Genomic DNA, 17,255 nt, shown 5'->3' on the forward strand with positions numbered 1-17,255 from the left:
ACGACCCGGGACGGTCACGTGTGGGCGTCGTAGATCGCCTTCGACAGTTCCGCTTTGATCTCGGTGAACTCCGGCGTCGCCAGCACCGCCGGGTCGCGAACCCCGTCGGGAGTGTCGCCGGGCAACTCGACCTGACGGTCGACGATGATCCGGCCGGGCCGCGCGCTCATGACGAGCACGCGCGTCGCGAGGAAGGTGGCTTCTTCGACGGAGTGCGTGATGAACACGATCGTCTTGCGCGCCTGTCGCCAGATCTTGAGCAGGTCGACCTGTAGGCGCTCGCGGGTCAACTGGTCCAGCGCCCCGTACGGCTCGTCCATGAGAATGATCGCCGGGTCGTTCACCAGCACCCGGGCGATCTGGGCCCGCTGCTGCATTCCGCCCGACAGTTCATAGGGCCGCTTGTCGCCGAAGTCTCCGAGACCGACGAGATCGAGCATCTCCTGTGCCTGTGCGCGACGCTGCGGCTTGGGCACGCCGCGCACCGACGGGCCGAACTCGACGTTGCCTCGCACGGTGAGCCACGGGTAGAGGGTCGGCGCCTGGAACACGACGCCGCGGTCGGCCGCGGGACCGTGCACCGCTCGGCCGCCGACCTCCACCGTGCCCGCCGTCGGTTCGAGGAATCCGGCGAGCATCTGCAACAGCGTGGTCTTGCCGCAACCGGACGGTCCGACGATGCACACGAACTCGCCCGGCTCGATGGTCAGGTCGGTCGCCTGCAGCGCGATGGTCTGACCCGACGCCGTGTCGTAGGTCTTGGCCGCTCCGGTGAGCACGACGCGTTCGGCGCCGCCCGTCGTGATCGCCTCCTGTGCTTCGGTCATCGGCCGGCCACCTCGCGGGCCGCGTCCGGATAGAGCGCGGCGATGTACGCCTCGACCGGGCCGACGGCGTCGACCTGGCCCTGTTGGAGCAGGAACTGCGCGGTGTTGCGCAAATCCGCGCCGAGCTGTCCGCCGAGGCGATCGGGAGCGGCTTGCGCTGCGGCGTCGAAGTGCCGGTAACCCTTGATCTGCGTCAGCACCTGCTCGACCGGCACGCCCAGTTGACCGGCGATGTGGACCGCGGCCTCGTCGGGCTTGGTGTTGAGCAGCACCGCCGCCCAGTTCTGCGCCGCCGCCCAGATCCGTAGGAACCGTGAGTTCTTCGCGACGAAATCCGAGCGGGCACCGGTGAGGTCATAGGTGGGGGCGCCTTGCTCGGCGACCCGCGCGTTGTCGGTCACCACGTGCGCGCCGCCGGATTTCAGCTGGTCGAGTGTCGGTTCCCAGATGTAGGCGGCGTCGATCTGCCCGCCCTGCCACGCGCCTCGGATGGCGTCGGGGGAGAGGTTCAGCACCTGCGCGCTGCCGCCGACGCCGGCCTTGTCCAGCGCCGTCAGCAGGCTGTAGTGCGCTGTCGACGCGAACGGAACGCCGATGCGTTTGCCCCGCAGGTCGGCGACGGTCTTGATCGCGGGGTCGCGAGCGATCAGCGATTCCGCCTGCCCGATCTGGTCCTGGATCCAGAGGATCCGCATCGCGATGTCGAGCGGCGCGGACAAGGCCTTCGCCGCCGGCGCGCTGCCGAGCAGACCGATGTCGAGCGAGTTGGCCCCGAACGCCTGGATCACGTCTCCGCCGGAGGCGAACTTGCTCCACACGAGTTTGGCCTTGGGCAGGCACGTCTCGAGGAGGCCGGCGTCCTTGACGACGAGATCGCCGTTGGGGATCTCCTGCCAGGCGATGCGCACCGTGCCCGTCACCGACGGGTCGGGGTCGACGGGGCATTTGACCGCGCCGCCGATGGTCCGCGACTGCTCGGGACGTCCCGATTCGACACACCCGGCCATACTGCCGACGGCGATGCCCGCGGCGATGACGGTCGCGATGGTGCGCACCCCGATCCCGCTCATGCCTTCCCCTTCCACGGGACGACGAGCACGCCGATCCACTTGATCAGCGCGTCGAGCGCCAGCGCGGTGATTCCGATGACGATGATGCACGCGATGGTCAGGGCCGAGTTGAGCTGCTGGCCGGACAGGTAGGCCAGCCCGCCGATGCCCGGGATGCCGTTGTTCAGTTCGGCGGCGACCACGGTTGTCCACGCGAACCCGATCGCGATCCGGATGCCGTTGATCATCTCCGGCAGGGTCGCGGGGAACACGACGCGCGTCACCGTCTGTGTTCGGCTGGCACCGAGGGCGCGCGCCGCGTTGATCTGATCCTGTTTGACCGCTTGGACGCCGTTGGCGGTCGAGATCGCGATGGCCGGGAACGCGGCCAGAAACAGCAGCCAGATCTTCGAGGTGTCGCCGATGCCGAACCAGACGATGAGCAGGCCGATATAGCCGAGCGGCGGCAGCGCTCGCAGAAAGTTCATGTAGGGCTCGATGATGGTGCTGATCGTCTTCGACGTCCCCATCAGGAACCCGACGATGGGTCCCAGGATGATCGCGGCTCCGACTCCGGCGCCGATCCGCTGCAGGCTGGCGACGAGGTGTTCCCACAGGAAGTAGTTCTGTTCGCCGAGGACCTCGCGGGGCACGCCGGGTGCGATCTGGTGCCACGTGCTGGCCCGCACGGCCGCGCGCCACACCGCTGCCGGTGTCGGAAGGAACTTCTCGTCGACGAGGTGCAGCGCGGTGATCAGCCACCACACGAGAAGGAAGGCGACAAGCGCGGTCAGCCGCACCAGCCACGCACGGGCCGCGTGCGGGAGCGGTTCGATGACCGCGTTCTTGACCCGCAGGAGCGGGGGCTCGCCTGCCATCCGACGATGATGTCCGATTCGGTAGGCTGCTCGGGGAGTCGGAATCATGGTGAGCGAAACCAGCGCGACTGCGCGCAACAACGTGCGCCATCGTGTATACGGCCGCCATCGTCGCAGGTAGAGATCACGTCACGGAACAACATGCCAATCGTTTACCTTCACATCGGGCTTCCCAAGACCGGCACGACGCATCTGCAGGAGCGTCTGTGGGCCAACCGGCGTCCGGCCCAGGATCGAGCGGGTCTCTTGTTCCCCGGATCGAGCACCGCCGACCACTTCCACGCCGCGGCGCACCTGCAGCCCGAACGGTTCCCCGCCTGGGCGAGCCCGGAGAGCGCGGGTGCCTGGCCGGCGATGCTCGGGCAGATGCGAGCGTGGCACGGCGACAGCGTGGTCTCCCACGAACTGTTCGCGACGATGGGACCCGAGCAGATCGCCTCGCTGCTGGGCGACCTGGACTTCGCCGACGAGGTCCGCGTGATCCTCACCGTGCGCGACCTGGCCAGGCAGATCCCGTCGGTCTGGCAGGAGACCCTGCAGAACCGGCAGACCACGACCTTCGACGACTTTTTCGCCTCGGTCGCCAACCACGCACCGGGCGGGCCGAGGTCGCCGGAAATACCCGAAGTCTCCTTCTGGGAGCTCCAAGACTACGCGGCGATCGCCCAACGGTGGGCCGAGGCTCTCGGTGCCGGACAAGTCCACATCGTCACCGTGCCCGCCGCGGGCGCCGTCGGCGGTGACGCGCTATGGGACCGGTTCCTCGCGGTGCTGGGCGTCGACCCGGCCCTGCTGCCCGAACTGGACCACCGGGCGAACAATTCGATCGGCGCGGCGCAGAACGAGTTCTTGCGACGGCTCAACGTCCGGCTGGGGCCCGACGTCGCCGAATGGTGGCGCTACGAGCTGCTGGTCAAGCGACAGTTCGGCGGTGATGCGTTGCGGCAGACGAGTTCCGGGCGGTCGGGCGGACTGTCCGGCGCTCACCGGCGGTGGGCGGCCGGACAGGCCGACGCGATGATCGCGGCCGTCGCCGACCGCGGGTACGCGCTCACCGGCAGTCTCGACGACCTGCGGGTCAGCCCGCACGACGACGGCGGTGCTCCCGCGGTTCCGCCCGCCGAGGACGTGCTCGAGGCGGGACTGGACGCCCTCGCGTACTGGATTCAGAAGATGCCGCTGCCGGAGCAGAATCCGAAACCGCCGAGCTTGGCCCGGCGCGCCGCCGGCCGGGCCAAGCGCGAGGCACGACGGTTGGGTCGTCTCAGGTAATCGTCGCGACGTCGTCGTGCAGCATCGCCGGCCAGCGCGCGACGTCGGACGGGCCGCGGGCGACGGTGAGGACCGACCGGGGGAACAACTCGTCGAGCGCGTGTGCCGTCGACAGGGGGTGCGACGGGTCGTCGACCCAGGCGAGGATGCGCGTCGGCACGCGGATGCGTGACAGGTCCGACGGCGCGGGGAGGTCGCTGGCGGCTGCACCGCGGAACACCGACGGCAAGAGTTCTTCGGCGACCTCCGGCACGGTTTCGGGATGTCCGACGGCGGCCGGGGGTGGCGGGAAGTCGGGGCCCTCGGCGAGGAAGGCGGCTTCGCCGTGCTCCTCGATGGTCGAGGCGTTGAGCCGGTATCGGCGCGCTTGGGCCACGCGCGTCTCCCAGGCGGTCGGCGGCAGCAGCAGCGTCAGACCGGCGAAGCGATCGGGGTCGCGCACGGCGGCGTGCATCAGCGTCCCCGAGCCCATCGAGGTGCCGACGCCGTACACCTGCTCGTCGGGGAACCACTGGTCGAGCAGTCGCAGCAGGTCGTCGGCAAGGTTGGGCCACAGGTAGTCGTCGGGCGCGGCGCGGCCCGACGAGCGGCCGTGACCGCGGGCGTCATAGCGCAGCAGGCGGGTTCCCGACAGCCCGCGCCCCAGGTCCAGGTCGAGTACGCGGTCGCGCGCGCGGCTGGAGGTCAGGCCGTGCAGCTGGACGACCGGGTGTCCGCCCTCGTCGCTCAGTTCGACGTCGAGCTCGGCGCCGGGCACTTCGAAGGTGGCCATGGGGTTCCTCTCGGTCAGGCAGCCATCGTACGAAGCCGGGGCGAGCGGAGCGAGGGGAAGTGTGCCGGGGCGAGCGGAGCGAGGGGAAGTGTGCCGGGGCGAGCGGAGGAGAGCGCGGGGGAGGCGGCCGCAGTAAGGTACCGCCGTATGCGGCTCACCAACGTCGCCCACCTGCGGCTCCCGTTCGGCCGCCTGATGGGGTACGACGTCACGACTTCGGAACCGGGCGACCCGCTGCCGGTCTCTTTCGATCAGCGTCGTCACGTCGCCGCGGGGGAGCGTCCGGGCTCGTGGATGGCGTTGTCGTTCCGATTGACCGATCCGGTTTCGCGGGACGCCCTCGCGCAGGCGTGGCTGGCGGTGATCGCCCGCCACGGCACGCTGCGCACCGTGTTCGTCCCGGAGCCCGAGGGATCGCCGAGGCTGTGCACCGTCGACATCGGGCCCGGCGAGTGGGTCGAGCATCCCGTCGCGCCCGGCGAGGCGGTCAACGACGCGTTGCGCGACGTGCTCGACCGCACGTGTTCGTCGTATTCGCGGCCCGCCCACCGGTTGTGCGTCCTGGAGACCGCCGCCGGTCCGACGATCGTCGTCGCGGCCGATCACTCCCACGTCGACATGTGGTCGATGCTGGTGATCCTGCGCGACTTCCTGGCGGCGCTCGGCGAGATCGAGGCCGGGCGGACGCCTATGCCGGGATCCGTGCCGGCTTTCGTCGAACACACCCGCGCGCTCCGTGAACGATCACCCGCCCCCGACGACGTCCGGCGGCGGTGGGAGCAGATCCTGGCCGAGAGCGGTGGGGTCATGCCGTGCTTCCCGTTGCCGCTGGGCGCGCCGGTGCCCCACGTCGAGCGGGTCGAGGTGCGCGACGTGTTCGACGTCGACGACAGCGCCGCGTTCTCGGCGCAGGCGCGCGACGACGGCGTCTCCACACTTGCGCTCGCGGTGTCGGCGATGACCGAGGCGACCCGCGAACTCGCCGACGCGCCGCTTCGGGCGGTCTTCCCCGTGCACAGCCGCTACGACGACACCTGGCACGACTCGGTCGGCTGGTTCATCACGAATTCGGTGCTGGAGTCCGCCGACCCGGCGCCTCAGGCCGCCGCCTCGTCGGTTCGGGAGGCGGTCCGGCTCGGCTCGTGGCCGCTCGACGATGTGCTCGCCCCCTGGGGCGGCATGCCCGAGGCGCCCGGGATGTTCGCGATTTCGTGGTTGGATCTGCGCCGTCTTCCCGTTCGCGTCGACGCCGCCGGGCTCGACGCCCAGTATGTCGGCGCGTCGATTCGCACCGACGGCGTGATGCTGTGGTTCATCCTGGACGGCTCCGGCCTGCACCTGCGGTGCCGCTACCCCGACACGCCGGAGGCGCGCACGAACGTCGGTGGCTGGCTCGACCGGTTGGTCGAGCGGATGCAGGCCGGCGCCCGCTCGTCGGTGGGCGGTGTGCTGCGGGCCGGAGGCGCTGAGTTCCGGGTGCAGCGCGCGACGCGTGCCGATGTGCCCGCGATCGTCGCGCTGCTGCTCGACGACGAGATCGGACGGACTCGCGAGGTCGGGGAGTACGCGCCGTACGAGGTCGCCTACGACGTCGTCGCCCGGGACCGCTCCCATTACCTGGCGGTGGTGCGCGCCGCCGACGACACCGTCGTCGGCACCATGCAGCTCACCGTCCTGCCCGGACTGTCGCGCGGCGGAACGACCAGGTTGCAGCTCGAAGGGTTGCGCGTCGCGCGTTCGGTGCGCTCACGCGGGCTGGGCACCGCCATGCTCGGCTGGGCCCATGAACACGGCCGTTCGCACGGTGCGGCATTGGTGCAGGTGACGACGGATGAGGCGCGTGAGCGGGCGCGCGAGTTCTATGCCCGGCTCGGGTACACGGCCAACCATGTGGGACTCAAGCGAGAGTTGTAGCAGACTGACAGTCATGAAACCCGGCGACACCGCACCCGACTTCGCACTGCCCGACCAGAACGGCACCGTTCGACGACTCAGCGAGTTCCTCGCCGACGGTCCGGTCGCGCTCTTCTTCTATCCGGCGGCGTTCACGCCGGGCTGCACCAAGGAGGCCTGCCACTTCCGCGACCTCGCCACCGAATTCGCCGACGCGGGCGTGCAGCGCGTCGGGATCAGCCGGGACGCCGTCGAGAAGCAGCAGCGCTGGACCGGCGAGCACAACCTGGACTATCCGCTGCTGGCCGATGTCGACGGTGAGGTCGCGGAGTCCTACGGGGTCCGCCGCGGTCTTCTCGCCAAGGTCGGGATGCCGACCAAGCGGACCACCTTCGCGATCCGCGCCGACGGGACCGTCGCAGACGTGATCGCCTCCGAGGTGAACATGTCGGTGCACGCCGACCGCGCGCTGGGCGCGCTGCGCCAGTAGGACTAGAGGCGGCGGACCGTGAAGCTCGCCGCGGACACGGTCATGCCGTTGAACAGGTAGTAGGCGTGCTGGATGCTCGGTGAGCCGACCGGCGCACCGTTGCAGATCGTGTCGCCGGGCTCGCAGTATTTGGCGAGCTTGGGGCGGAACCGGGGTGCGATGGTGATCGGCGGTGCGCCGACGTCGCGGATGAACCGGGCGCTCGGCGCACCGAAGAGGACGACTGCCGCGATGTTGCGGGTGATGTTCTTCGGCAGTGGCGAGGGGGCATAGTGCGCGTAGGCCCGGTAGGCCCGCGGGATCTGGAGTTTGTCGACCAGGGCGTAGCCGGCCACGACAGCGCCCTGGGAGAATCCGCCGAAGACGATCCGGGTCCGCGGGCAGGTGGCGGCGATCCGCTTGATGTCCCGCTGTGCGCTCTTGACCCCGTTGTTCACCGAGTGCGCGAACTCGCCCCGGTTCCGGAAGTTATCACTTGCCGCGTAGCGGACGCCCGACACTCGCATGGACTTGCCCCGCGTCTGCGCGCGGAGAGCCTCGACGAAGGCCAGCCCGGTGTACCCGACCGGAGCACCCGGTTCGGCGGTCCCGCGTGCCCAGAGCACGTGGATGTCGGGGCACGGCGCCGCCGAGGCGGCGGGGGCGGCGGTGAGCGCGGTGCCGGAGATGACGGCTAAAGCACAGACAAGGGCAGCTGACCAACGACGAATCATTGGGCCATGGTACCCAGCGGTGAGCTGGCGCGCGCGTGCTCGGCCATCTGGTTATGATCGCGCCATGTCGAACGCTGGCGATGCCGCGCAGACCGCGGCAGACATCCGGAACCGGGCGGCCGGGGTCGAGTTCGAGGATGTCGATCCCGCGGACGCGGCGGCCCGGCGCGCGATCGAGCTGTACTTCGCCGAACTCAACGACCGGTTTCCCGACGGGTTCGACGCCGGCGACCCCGCGGACGGTGACGCGTTCCGTCCACCGTCTGGTCGGTTCGTCCTGGCCCGGAACGACGGCGAACCGATCTGCTGCGGATGTCTGCAGACGATCGCGGACGGCGTGGGCGAGATCAAGCGGATGTGGGTTCGCGACGGCTGGCGCGGTGCGGGACTGGGTTCGCGGGTCTTGCGCGAGTTGGAGCGGCGGGCCGGTGAGATGGAACTCAGCGTCGTGCGCCTCGACACGCACGTGTCGCTTGTGGAGGCTGTCGCCATGTATGAGCGCGCCGGCTATCGACGCGTCGACCGCTACAACGACAATCCGTATGCCGGCCTCTTCTTCGAGAAGCGGTTGTGAGCCGGGTGGGATCTGACTAGTCCGCCTGCTCGCCGTGGCCGAGCCGCCAGTCGGGCAACGCGGCGTCGCGAACCAGCCGCTTGAGCTGTGCGGCATCCGGGAAGCCGCCGTCGCTTCGGCGATCCCAGATGCGCGCGCCGTCGACGTCGATGGTGAATTCCCCGCCGGTACCCGGCACCAGGGTCACGGAGGCGAGGTCGGAGCCGAAGGTCGACAGCAGTTCGCTCGCCATCCACGACGCGCGCAGGAGCCAACTGCACTGGGTGCAGTAGGTGATCGTGACGCGCGGTGCCGACTCGGCGGCCTGACCTGCCATGACCCGAATCTTACGGGGAGTTCGCGCAGCGGGATTCGCACTCACGGCGCGCCGTCGACGCGCACCCTCCTAGATTTGAACCATGACATCATCTCCCGCCGACCACCGTGCGCGCGCGACCGAGATCGTCGCATCGTTGACGTTGCGGCAGAAGGCCGACATCACCACCGGCGCCAGCTTCTGGGACACCGTCGCCGTCGAGAGCGCGGGCGTCGCCTCGTTCGTGCTCACCGATGGGCCGCACGGCATCCGCAAACAGGTCGACGGAGCCGATGCGCTCGGGCTCAACGCGTCGGTGCCCGCCGTGTGCTTCCCGCCCGCGGTCGCGATGGCGTGCACCTTCGACCCCGAGTTGTCCGAACAGGTCGGCGACGCGCTCGGACAAGCCTGTCTCGCCGAGAAGATCGGCGTGCTGCTCGGTCCGGGGATCAACATGAAGCGCTCGCCGCTGGGCGGACGCAACTTCGAGTACTACTCGGAAGACCCGTTTCTCGCGGGGCGCATGGCCGCCGCCTATGTGAAGGGCGTGCAGCGACACGGGGTGGGGACCTCGCTCAAACACTTCGCCGCCAACAACCAGGAGACCGAACGGTTCCGAGTCAGTGCCGATATCGACCCGCGGCCGCTGCACGAGATCTACCTGCGGGCCTTCGAGCACGTCGTCACCAGCGAACAGCCGTGGACGGTGATGGCGGCCTACAACAAGATCAACGGGGTCTATGCCACGCAGAACGCGTGGCTGCTGACTGAAACCCTGCGCGGCCGTTGGGGATTCGACGGTCTGGTGGTGTCGGACTGGGGCGCGGTCGATGACCGGGCGGCCGCCGTCGCCGCCGGGCTGGATTTGGAGATGCCCACCAGCAACGGGCTCGGCCCCGCCGCGGTCGTGGCCGCGGTCGGCGACGGTTCGTTGCCGGAGGCCGCTCTCGACGCCTGCGCCGAACGCGTCGTCGCCCTGGCGCTGGCGGCCGGCGATAACGCCGTCGACACGACCTACGATCGCGATGAACAGCACGATCTCGCCGCGGCCGTCGCCCGTCGGTGCGTGGTCCTGCTGAAGAACGACCCGGTCGACGACGAGCCGCTGCTGCCGCTAACCGCGGAGCGCCGGATCGCCGTCATCGGCGAGTTCGCGCGCACGCCGCGTTTTCAGGGCGGCGGCAGTTCCAAGGTCAACCCGACGCGGGTCGACAACGCGCTTGACGCCGCCGCCGGCCATGCGGCCCCGGAAGTCATCTTCGAACCAGGTTTCGCCCCGGGAGACGCCGACGGGACGGGCGACGAGGGCATGGCGGCGAGAGCGGTATCCGCTGCGCGGGAAGCCGACATCGCGCTGGTGTTCCTCGGCGTGGCCGATGGCGACGAGTCCGAGGGCTTCGACCGGACCGACTGGCGACTGCCGCAGGCCCAGCTCGACCTGCTCGCCGCGGTGCTGGCGGTCAACCCGCGCACCGTCGTCGTGCTGTCGCACGGCTCGGTCGTCGACCTCGCCGACGTGGTCGCGGCACCAGCCGTCGTCGACGGATATCTCTTGGGGGAGGGCGGTGGCTCGGCGCTTGCCGACATTCTCTACGGGATCGACGACCCGTCGGGTCGCCTGGCCGAGACCATCCCGATCCGCCTTCAGGACACCCCGGCGTGGCTCGACTTCCCCGGCGAGAAGCTGCACGTGCGCTACGGCGAGGGCGTCTTCATCGGCTATCGCTGGTTCGACGCGCGCGAGCTACCGGTCCGCTTCCCGTTCGGGCACGGCTTGTCCTACACGACGACGACGTTCACCGACGTCGAGGCTGTGGCGTCCGCGGAGGGCATCGACGTTTCGCTGACCGTCACGAACACCGGCAAGCGCGACGGGCGGGCCGTCGTCCAGGTCTACACCGGATTGGAGCAGTCGGTCGTCGCCCGGCCGCCTCGGGAACTGAAGGGAATGGCTGCTCTCGCGTTGGCCGCCGGCGAGAACCAACGGATCACCGTGCGCATTCCGCGTGCCGAGCTGGCGTACTGGGACCGCGCGGCGACGGGCGGTGACGGGGCTCCCGGCGCCTGGGTCGTCGAAGGCGGCGACTACCGGATCGACGTCGGTCACAGCAGCCGCGACATCGATGCGAGCGTGACCGTCACGGTGGCCGGCGACCCGTCGACGGCGGTGCTGGGCCCCGACTCGACGTTGTCCGAGTTCCTCGCCGTGCCCGCGGGTCGGCAGCGGATGGCGCAACACTTCCAGCAGACCCTGGGGGCGGAACTCGATCCGACGATGGAGAAGCTGATCGGGTCGATTCCGCTGCGGCGCGTGGCGCCGATGCTCGGCCTCGACACCGCCGCACTCGACGCGATGCTCTCCGCGGTGGAATGAGGCTGACGCCGGTCGACGCCCGGATGTTGTGGGCCTCGCCGACCGCGCGCAGCGACCAGTTCCTGCTCTTCGCCTTCGACGACACCGACGCGACCGACACCGCGGTGGCGGCCGAGGTGCTCGATGCAGCATTGGCGATCGAGCGGCTGAACCTGGCGGTACGAGCGGTGCCCGGCCACCTCGACTACCCGTACTGGACGCATCGCGCCGCCGGGTCCGAGCAGATCCGTATCCACCGCCTCGACGACTCGTCGTGGGCGGGGCTGCTCGACCTGGTCAGCGGGCTGCTCGCCGACCAGGTCGACCCCTATTCACGGGCGTGGCGAGTGCATCTGGTCCGCGGTGTCGCCCACCCGCACGGCGAGCCGGGCCGGCTCAGGGTCGCGATACTGCAGGTCTCCCATGCCCTCGCCGACGGGCGCGGCGCCACCGACCTGGCGCGCCGACTCTTCGGCGGCGCGGGCGGACTGGGCAGTCCAGACGGTGCGGTGGGGAGGGGGCCGGCCGCCTCGCGGTGGCCGGCCCCGGTGCGGGCAGTCGGCGGCATCGTGCGCCTGCCCGCAGAAGTCGGCGGGATGCTCGCCCGCGGAGCGCGCGCCTACCTGTTGTCGCGCCAGGAGCGCATGTCCGGTCCGCAACCGGAGCCGGCGTCGTCGGTCAACCGTGCTCCGGGAGCGCGACGTGCGATACGCACCCTCACCGTCGACAGAGCCCGGCTCGACGGGCGGGTGACACCGGGCGCGATCGCGGCGGTCGGCGACGCGATGGCGACGTGCGGGCTGGTCGACGGGGACCCGGTCGTCGAGCTGACGGTGGCGCGGGCACCCGAGCGCGGTCAGGCGAACAACTTCTTCATGGCGGGCATCGCCAGTCACACGGATTCGGGCGGGGCTACGCGTCGGCGTGCCATCGAAACCGAGATCGAGGGTGCGCGCAGCCGCGACTCCCGGCCGGCCAGGGTCGCCGCCCGCCGCGCCGAGGCGTCCACGCCCGCGGCGCTGATGCACTGGGCGGCAACGGCATTCACCCCCGAGACGGTCACCGCGGTCACCGGTCACACGGTGGTGTCCTCAGTGAACCGCGGTGCTGCCGACCTGCGTTTGGGAGGTGGGCTAGTCCGATTCACCGCCGGCTTCCCGGCCCTGTCATCGGCGCACAGTCTGACCCACGGGGTGCACGGAATCGGCGACGCAATCACCTTCTCCGTGCTCGCCGATCCCGACATTGTCGACATCGACGCCTACCTCACGGCGCTAGAAGCCGTGATCTAGCCGAGTGGGCACCTCACCCCCGCCGACTGGTGCCCAGTCGGCGGGGTTGAGGTGCCCAGTCGGCGGGGCTATTGCTCAAGCCCGTTGACCGGCGCCGAGCGGCCCCGGGTCAGCCGCTTGGGCAGCCGGTCGGCAAGGCCGCCGAGCGGCGCGACCGACGCGTTGAGGAGTTCGACCGTCTCCCGCAGGTCGGCGACCGTGTCCTGCATGGCGATCAGCGCGGGCGCGAGCTGGCCGATGGTCTCGGTCAGCTCGGTCATCCGGTCCAGCGGACCGCCCGGCGCGATGGCTCGGTCGAGTGCACCCTCCTCGCCGAGCAACTGGTCCAGCAGACCGTTGTCGTCGGCCAAGCGGTCGATGATGCCGCCCGGCTCGGCCACCTTGTCCAGCACGCTGTTCGGTGCGGTGAGTTTGTCGACGATCCCGCCCTCGGAGGTCAGGCGCTCCAGAATGCCTTCGCTCTCGGTGATCTGATCGATGACGCCGCCGGTGCGCGTCAGCCGGTCCAGCGGCCCGCCCTTGGCGGTCAGTCGCACGAGGATGCCGCCGTCCTCGGTCATCTGATCGAGCAGGCCGCCCTTGGCGGTGAGCTTCTCCAGAATCCCGTCGCTGTCGGCGAGCCGGTCGACGACTCCGCCGCGCTGCAGCAGCCGATCGACCGGGCCGCCCTGTGCGAGCGCGCGCCCGATGGGGCGGTCGGGACCGAGGAGTTCGGCGACGTGGCTGAGCAGCTCCAGCGGCGAGCGCGTGTCGGCGAGGGTGTCGGAGCTGATGCCCAGCGCGTGGTTCACCTCGCTCTGGACGCCTTCGGCGGTGACGCGGGCGACCGATACCGCCGATTCGACGGCCGACAATGCGACGCCGGTGATCGCGAAACCGAGGCGGACCGGCAGGCCGACGACCATCTGCGGGCTTAGGTTGGGCGAATTTGCCATGCGCACAGCCTAGGGCACCGATGCCTGGGCATCTGCCGATTGGGCGCCCGCGGCGGCGGTCAGCCGTTGGCCTTGGCGGCGGCCTTCGCGGCCTTCTTGAAGTCCCGGACCTGCTGCAGCGAGTCGGCGTCGACGACATCGGCGACCGAGCGGTAGCCCTTCTTCGCATAGTCGCCCGCCGCCTTGGTCCAGCCCGCGGGGGCGACGCCGAGTTGTTTCGCGAGCAGCGCGAGGAAGATCTTCGCCTTCTGCTCGCCGAAGCCGGGCAGTGCGCGCAGCCGGGCCAGTAGTTCGGCTCCGGTGGGGGCGCCGGACCAGATGTTCGCCGCATCGCCGTCGTACTCATCGACGACGACCTGGGCCAGTGCCTGGATGCGGCCGGCCATCGAGCGGCCGTAGCGGTGAACCGCGGGCGGGGTCGCACACATATCCGCGAAGCGTTCGGGGTCGGCGGCGGCGATCGCGGCCGGATCGAGCGAACCGAACCGCTCGTAGACCTTCAGCGGACCGGCGAAGGCGCGTTCCATGGGGAACTGCTGATCCAAGAGCATCCCGGTCAGGAGCGCGAACGGATCGCGCGAGAGCAGGTCGTCGGCGGCCGGATCCTGGGCGATCGTCAACTGGACGGATTTCGGCGAGTTGGCCATGAGCCGAGTGTATCCACCGTTAGGGTGACTGCATGCAAAGCGGAGTGAAGATCGCACTCGGCCTGGTGGGGGCTGGCTTGATGGCGGGCGGAGCCGTAGCCGCTCCCGCGCAGGCCGCACCGGGGGATGATCCCTACGCCGGGGGGCGCAACTATGTGAAGACGCTGAAGTGCCCGGTCCGCGACCCGTGGCCGGGGGCCGAGATGCAGACCCGCGTGGACGTGTGGAACAAGATCACCCACCCGTCCGACGGATTGCCGCCGCCCGCGATCGCGTTGATCGCGAGCACGAACCGCTGGCAGCTCACGATGACCCCCCTCACCGAGTACACGATGTGGACGAGGGTCTACTGGCGCAACGTCGACAACAAGCGGCGCGGCGTCGTCAAGGTGCGCACTCGTGCGACCACGAACACCTGGCAGGCGGTTCTGCACCCGGGCGCGGGCCGCGTGAAGTTCGAGATCCACCAGTCGGTGGAGGCGATGTTCCTCGTGCCCGGTCTCAACCCGCAGACGTCGGTGTGCCGGGGTTCGGCCCAGGCGGTGTGATCGCCGCTCGCCTCGTACTCGGCCGGGTCAATCCCCGGCGCTGGAACTCTTCTCGCCGCTGAGCAGGGCGTCGACCAGAAGGTGTTGCGCGGCGAAGTAACTGCCCAGTACCCAGGTCTCGATCCAGGAGCGGGCCGCGGGGGAGTCCACCAGGTGGCGGCGGTTGATGATCGCGATGTCGGAGGCCTGGAACAGCAGGCCGCCGATGGCGGCGCCTCGTCCCTGGTCGCCCGCGAGGGTCGACATCCCCGCCAGCAGTGCACCATAGGGTCCCAGCACGGGCAGCACCTTCGGTGCGTTCACCGCGAGCACGGCGGCGGGTTCGCCCATCACGGTCATGCGCGGCGCGAAGGCGCGCATCCGGTAGCGCGCTCCGCGACGCAAGAACGCCGCTTGGTAACACAGTTGGGCGCCGGCGAAGAACGCCGCTCCGCGTCGCAGGTAGGCGTCCTTGGCGGTGGAGTCGCGCGGCTCGAACTCCTCGCGAAGCATCCAGTAGTCGCCGGCCATAGAGAATCCGACCGCGCCGAGTACCAGTGCGCAGTTGGCCGGTGTCGCGGCGGGGTCGGTCAGCGCCCGCGCGCCCAGCAGTGCCATCGGCAGCGGCTTGGTCGCCAAGGCGGCACCGCGATTGCCCCACGCCCCGGCCACGGTGGCCGCGGCCCCGGCCGCGATGGTGGCCGCGGACCAGAAGCGGCGAGAGGGCAGTCGTGTCATGAGTCGCTTCGTCTCGAAGTTCGGGCTCGGCGGTCGGCCGAGTCAGACTACGAGTTCACCACACCGACCGACGGCAGGAAGAAGCACTCCCGGTTGCCGTTGGCACCCGATGTTCCGTACACGGCAGCCAAGATGGTGCCCTTGCCCGTGTCCACCGGCACCAATCGCACGCCCGACAGCGCGGGGAGCACCTTGAGCAGGGGATTCGTCTCGGTGATCGGGGTGAGTTCGTTGACCCCGCCGCGCATCGTGCCGAGGTTGAACCAGGCGACGCGCATGGTGCCGCTCTTCTGGCCTACGCGGGCGTCGGCGGGGACGAACGCGAAGGCGGTCTGCTTGTCCTTGACGATGTTGGGGTCCGGAATGGTGATTCCGGGCAGCGGGAAGGGGAGCTGCCGCAGCGGTTCGAGCGGGTCGCCGGTCTTCAGCGGCCACGGGCCGGGGATCGCGCCGCTCGCCGCGTGGACGAGGCCGAGGGGATTCTGCGGGGTCGGGGTCGTGCACATCGGCGCCACCGACGGCGTGAGCGGCTGCACGCCCGCTTGGCGCAACAGGATCAGCGGATCGCCGGCGGGGTCGACCGCTTTGATACCGGGAACCGGCTGGTCCGCGGTCGTCGCGCTGACCGGCGAGATCTGGCCGGCCGCGCCGATGATGGCCTGGAGGAGTTCGACGACGATCTTGTCCCCGCCAGCCTGTTTGAGGAAGCGCAGGGCGGTGGCGAGCTCGTTGTCGAAGGGGACCTGCAGCGGCAGCGTGTTCGTTCCGCCCGGATTCGCGCGCGGCAACTCCGGCATGGCCGGCGGCGCGGGCAGTTGCGGGGCGGCGTGAACGGTCGAGCCGCCGACCGCCACGGCGGCCGCTGAGGCCAGGCCGATGGCCGCGGTGATCACCGGTCGCGAAAACTTGCCGAGCATCGTCACTCCAAAATGGTGTTACTTCTGATGTTTCAGTGACAGAAGAACACGGATGTGACTAATGGGGCAACGGCCGAGGCCGACCTGTGATGTGGCCGCAACCGGGCGTAGACCCGCGGAAAGCGGCGATGACGACGGCTAGCTTGCAGGCGGTTATACGTAGGCGATGCCGATGACCGGCACGATGCCGCACGAGACGATGCGCTTCTTCTTCGTCTTCGTGGTCACGTCCCCGGAGATGACGCTCAGCACTCGGCCGCGCCCGGTGGTCGCGATCGCGGTGAAGGTCCCCGGACCGTCGGTGGCGTTGATCTTGGGATTGCGGCGCAGGCTGATGATGCCGGTGCGGCCGTTGTCGAGGTTGAGCCACTGGGCGACGAGCGGTCGTGCCCGGTTGTTCACCGCCGGGCCGGTCCCCATGCTGGTGTAGACGTAGCCGATCTGGCCTCGCTTGGGCCCGGGGGCGGGCGCCTTCTGCGGGCCGGCGGTCACCAGTGCCCGGCCCAGCGAATTGCCGCCGCCGAGCGAGCCGAGCGACCCGGTCGCGGATTCGGGCATGCAGCCGATACCGATCGTCGGGTAGAGAAATTCCTGGATGCGCGGCGCGCCCGGACCGCGCGGGATCTCCGGATCACCGGGCTTGACCTTCTTCTTCCGGTCGGCCTGGTAGCGCTGCGCCGCGTAGGCGGCCTGCTTGCGCTTGCCCGGCTCGCCGAGGAAGTCGATGACCTGTTGCCAGACCGCGCGCACCTCGGGAGACAGCGACGGATCGCTGCCCAGTCGGTGGGCGTCGGCGAACAGCGCCGGATTGACCCGGCCGTCCGGCCCGGGAGTTGCCATGGAGCCGATGATTGCGGGCGCGAAAGCACCGAGGGAATCCAGCACGCGCCGGTCGACCTTCTTGGGTGTGGCCGACAGGGCGGCGGCGAGGTCGTTGAAGGTCGCGGGCGAAGCGGGTGCTGCGGTCGCCGTCGCGGTGGGGGCGACGACGAGTCCGGCGGTCAGGGCGACGGTGGCCGCGGTGAGCGGGAAGTTCAGTCGCACGGAGTGGATCCTTACGGTCGGCGAAATGCGATCGCGCGT

The 17,255-nt window shown here is 69.9% G+C and carries 18 protein-coding genes; 7 read left to right on the forward strand and 11 right to left on the reverse strand.

The annotated features are described in order from the left end of the window. Positions 1–14: 14 nt before the first annotated feature. From GOARA_RS12065 to GOARA_RS12075, 3 genes are read right to left on the reverse strand one after another with little or no spacing between them, the layout of a single operon-like run. Complete coding sequence (locus GOARA_RS12065; protein ID WP_007322663.1) at positions 15–827, reverse strand: ABC transporter ATP-binding protein; 813 nt, start codon at positions 825–827, stop codon at positions 15–17. Then, positions 824–1,897, reverse strand: coding sequence for a taurine ABC transporter substrate-binding protein (locus GOARA_RS12070; protein WP_007322664.1), 1,074 nt, complete (start codon positions 1,895–1,897; stop codon positions 824–826). The genes GOARA_RS12065 and GOARA_RS12070 overlap by 4 nt, the downstream gene beginning before the upstream one ends. After that, the gene (locus GOARA_RS12075; protein WP_007322665.1) at positions 1,894–2,754 is read right to left on the reverse strand and encodes an ABC transporter permease; all 861 of its coding nucleotides are present in this window, start codon (positions 2,752–2,754) and stop codon (positions 1,894–1,896) included. Before GOARA_RS12075 ends, GOARA_RS12070 begins: the two co-directional genes overlap by 4 nt. 141 nt (positions 2,755–2,895) lie before the next feature. Between GOARA_RS12075 and GOARA_RS12080 the strand changes: the two genes are divergently transcribed. Further along, entirely contained in the window at positions 2,896–4,026 is a 1,131-nt protein-coding gene (locus tag GOARA_RS12080) for a hypothetical protein (protein WP_007322666.1), read from the forward strand. Here GOARA_RS12080 and GOARA_RS12085 read toward each other — a convergent pair. Continuing rightward, positions 4,019–4,798, reverse strand: coding sequence for an alpha/beta fold hydrolase (locus tag GOARA_RS12085; RefSeq protein ID WP_007322667.1), 780 nt, complete (start codon positions 4,796–4,798; stop codon positions 4,019–4,021). The two genes, GOARA_RS12080 and GOARA_RS12085, sit on opposite strands and share 8 nt — an antisense overlap. 147 nt (positions 4,799–4,945) lie before the next feature. Between GOARA_RS12085 and GOARA_RS12090 the strand changes: the two genes are divergently transcribed. Next, positions 4,946–6,712 (forward strand): GNAT family N-acetyltransferase, encoded by a 1,767-nt coding sequence (locus tag GOARA_RS12090; protein ID WP_007322668.1) that lies wholly within the window; start codon positions 4,946–4,948, stop codon positions 6,710–6,712. Between the two features lie 13 nt (positions 6,713–6,725). Then, positions 6,726–7,181 (forward strand): peroxiredoxin, encoded by a 456-nt coding sequence (locus tag GOARA_RS12095; protein ID WP_007322669.1) that lies wholly within the window; start codon positions 6,726–6,728, stop codon positions 7,179–7,181. 2 nt (positions 7,182–7,183) lie between these two features. On the opposite strand, the gene GOARA_RS12100 is transcribed toward GOARA_RS12095, so the two are convergent. Next, a complete protein-coding gene (locus tag GOARA_RS12100; RefSeq protein ID WP_007322670.1) occupies positions 7,184–7,894 on the reverse strand; it encodes a cutinase family protein in 711 nt (236 codons plus the stop codon). A 64-nt stretch (positions 7,895–7,958) separates the two neighbouring features. Here GOARA_RS12100 and GOARA_RS12105 point away from each other — a divergent pair, with 64 nt between their 5' ends. After that, positions 7,959–8,468, forward strand: a complete 510-nt coding sequence (locus GOARA_RS12105) for a GNAT family N-acetyltransferase (RefSeq protein ID WP_007322671.1) — start codon at positions 7,959–7,961, stop codon at positions 8,466–8,468. Positions 8,469–8,484: 16 nt separating this feature from the next. Here GOARA_RS12105 and GOARA_RS12110 read toward each other — a convergent pair whose 3' ends face one another. Next, positions 8,485–8,784, reverse strand: coding sequence for an Rdx family protein (locus tag GOARA_RS12110; protein WP_007322672.1), 300 nt, complete (start codon positions 8,782–8,784; stop codon positions 8,485–8,487). 82 nt (positions 8,785–8,866) lie between these two features. On the opposite strand from GOARA_RS12110, the gene GOARA_RS12115 reads away from it, so the two are divergent. Continuing rightward, positions 8,867–11,137 carry a glycoside hydrolase family 3 C-terminal domain-containing protein gene (locus tag GOARA_RS12115; protein ID WP_007322673.1) on the forward strand — a complete coding sequence of 757 codons (2,271 nt, stop codon included), beginning with the start codon at positions 8,867–8,869 and terminating at the stop codon, positions 11,135–11,137. Next, a complete protein-coding gene (locus GOARA_RS12120; RefSeq protein ID WP_007322674.1) occupies positions 11,134–12,408 on the forward strand; it encodes a WS/DGAT/MGAT family O-acyltransferase in 1,275 nt (424 codons plus the stop codon). The genes GOARA_RS12115 and GOARA_RS12120 overlap by 4 nt, the downstream gene beginning before the upstream one ends. Positions 12,409–12,476: 68 nt before the next feature. Here GOARA_RS12120 and GOARA_RS12125 read toward each other — a convergent pair whose 3' ends face one another. Both GOARA_RS12125 and GOARA_RS12130 read right to left on the reverse strand, forming a co-directional pair. After that, positions 12,477–13,343, reverse strand: a complete 867-nt coding sequence (locus GOARA_RS12125) for a hypothetical protein (RefSeq protein WP_040523024.1) — start codon at positions 13,341–13,343, stop codon at positions 12,477–12,479. Between the two features lie 59 nt (positions 13,344–13,402). Beyond that, entirely contained in the window at positions 13,403–13,990 is a 588-nt protein-coding gene (locus GOARA_RS12130; RefSeq protein WP_007322676.1) for an HhH-GPD-type base excision DNA repair protein, read from the reverse strand. Positions 13,991–14,022: 32 nt separating this feature from the next. Here GOARA_RS12130 and GOARA_RS12135 point away from each other — a divergent pair, with 32 nt between their 5' ends. After that, complete coding sequence (locus GOARA_RS12135) at positions 14,023–14,538, forward strand: hypothetical protein (RefSeq protein WP_007322677.1); 516 nt, start codon at positions 14,023–14,025, stop codon at positions 14,536–14,538. A gap of 27 nt (positions 14,539–14,565) precedes the next feature. Here the strand turns inward: GOARA_RS12135 and GOARA_RS12140 are convergent, their stop codons facing one another. The 3 genes from GOARA_RS12140 to GOARA_RS12150 all read right to left on the reverse strand — a co-directional run bounded on the left by GOARA_RS12140 (position 14,566) and on the right by GOARA_RS12150 (position 17,216). After that, the gene (locus tag GOARA_RS12140) at positions 14,566–15,255 is read right to left on the reverse strand and encodes a lysoplasmalogenase (protein ID WP_007322678.1); all 690 of its coding nucleotides are present in this window, start codon (positions 15,253–15,255) and stop codon (positions 14,566–14,568) included. A 47-nt stretch (positions 15,256–15,302) separates the two neighbouring features. Continuing rightward, positions 15,303–16,172, reverse strand: a complete 870-nt coding sequence (locus GOARA_RS12145) for a hypothetical protein (protein WP_007322679.1) — start codon at positions 16,170–16,172, stop codon at positions 15,303–15,305. A 153-nt stretch (positions 16,173–16,325) separates the two neighbouring features. Continuing rightward, positions 16,326–17,216, reverse strand: a complete 891-nt coding sequence (locus GOARA_RS12150) for an Rv1157c family protein (RefSeq protein WP_007322680.1) — start codon at positions 17,214–17,216, stop codon at positions 16,326–16,328. Positions 17,217–17,255: the final 39 nt, after the last annotated feature.

The sequence above is a fragment of the Gordonia araii NBRC 100433 genome (assembly GCF_000241265.1).
GTDB lineage: Bacteria > Actinomycetota > Actinomycetes > Mycobacteriales > Mycobacteriaceae > Gordonia > Gordonia araii.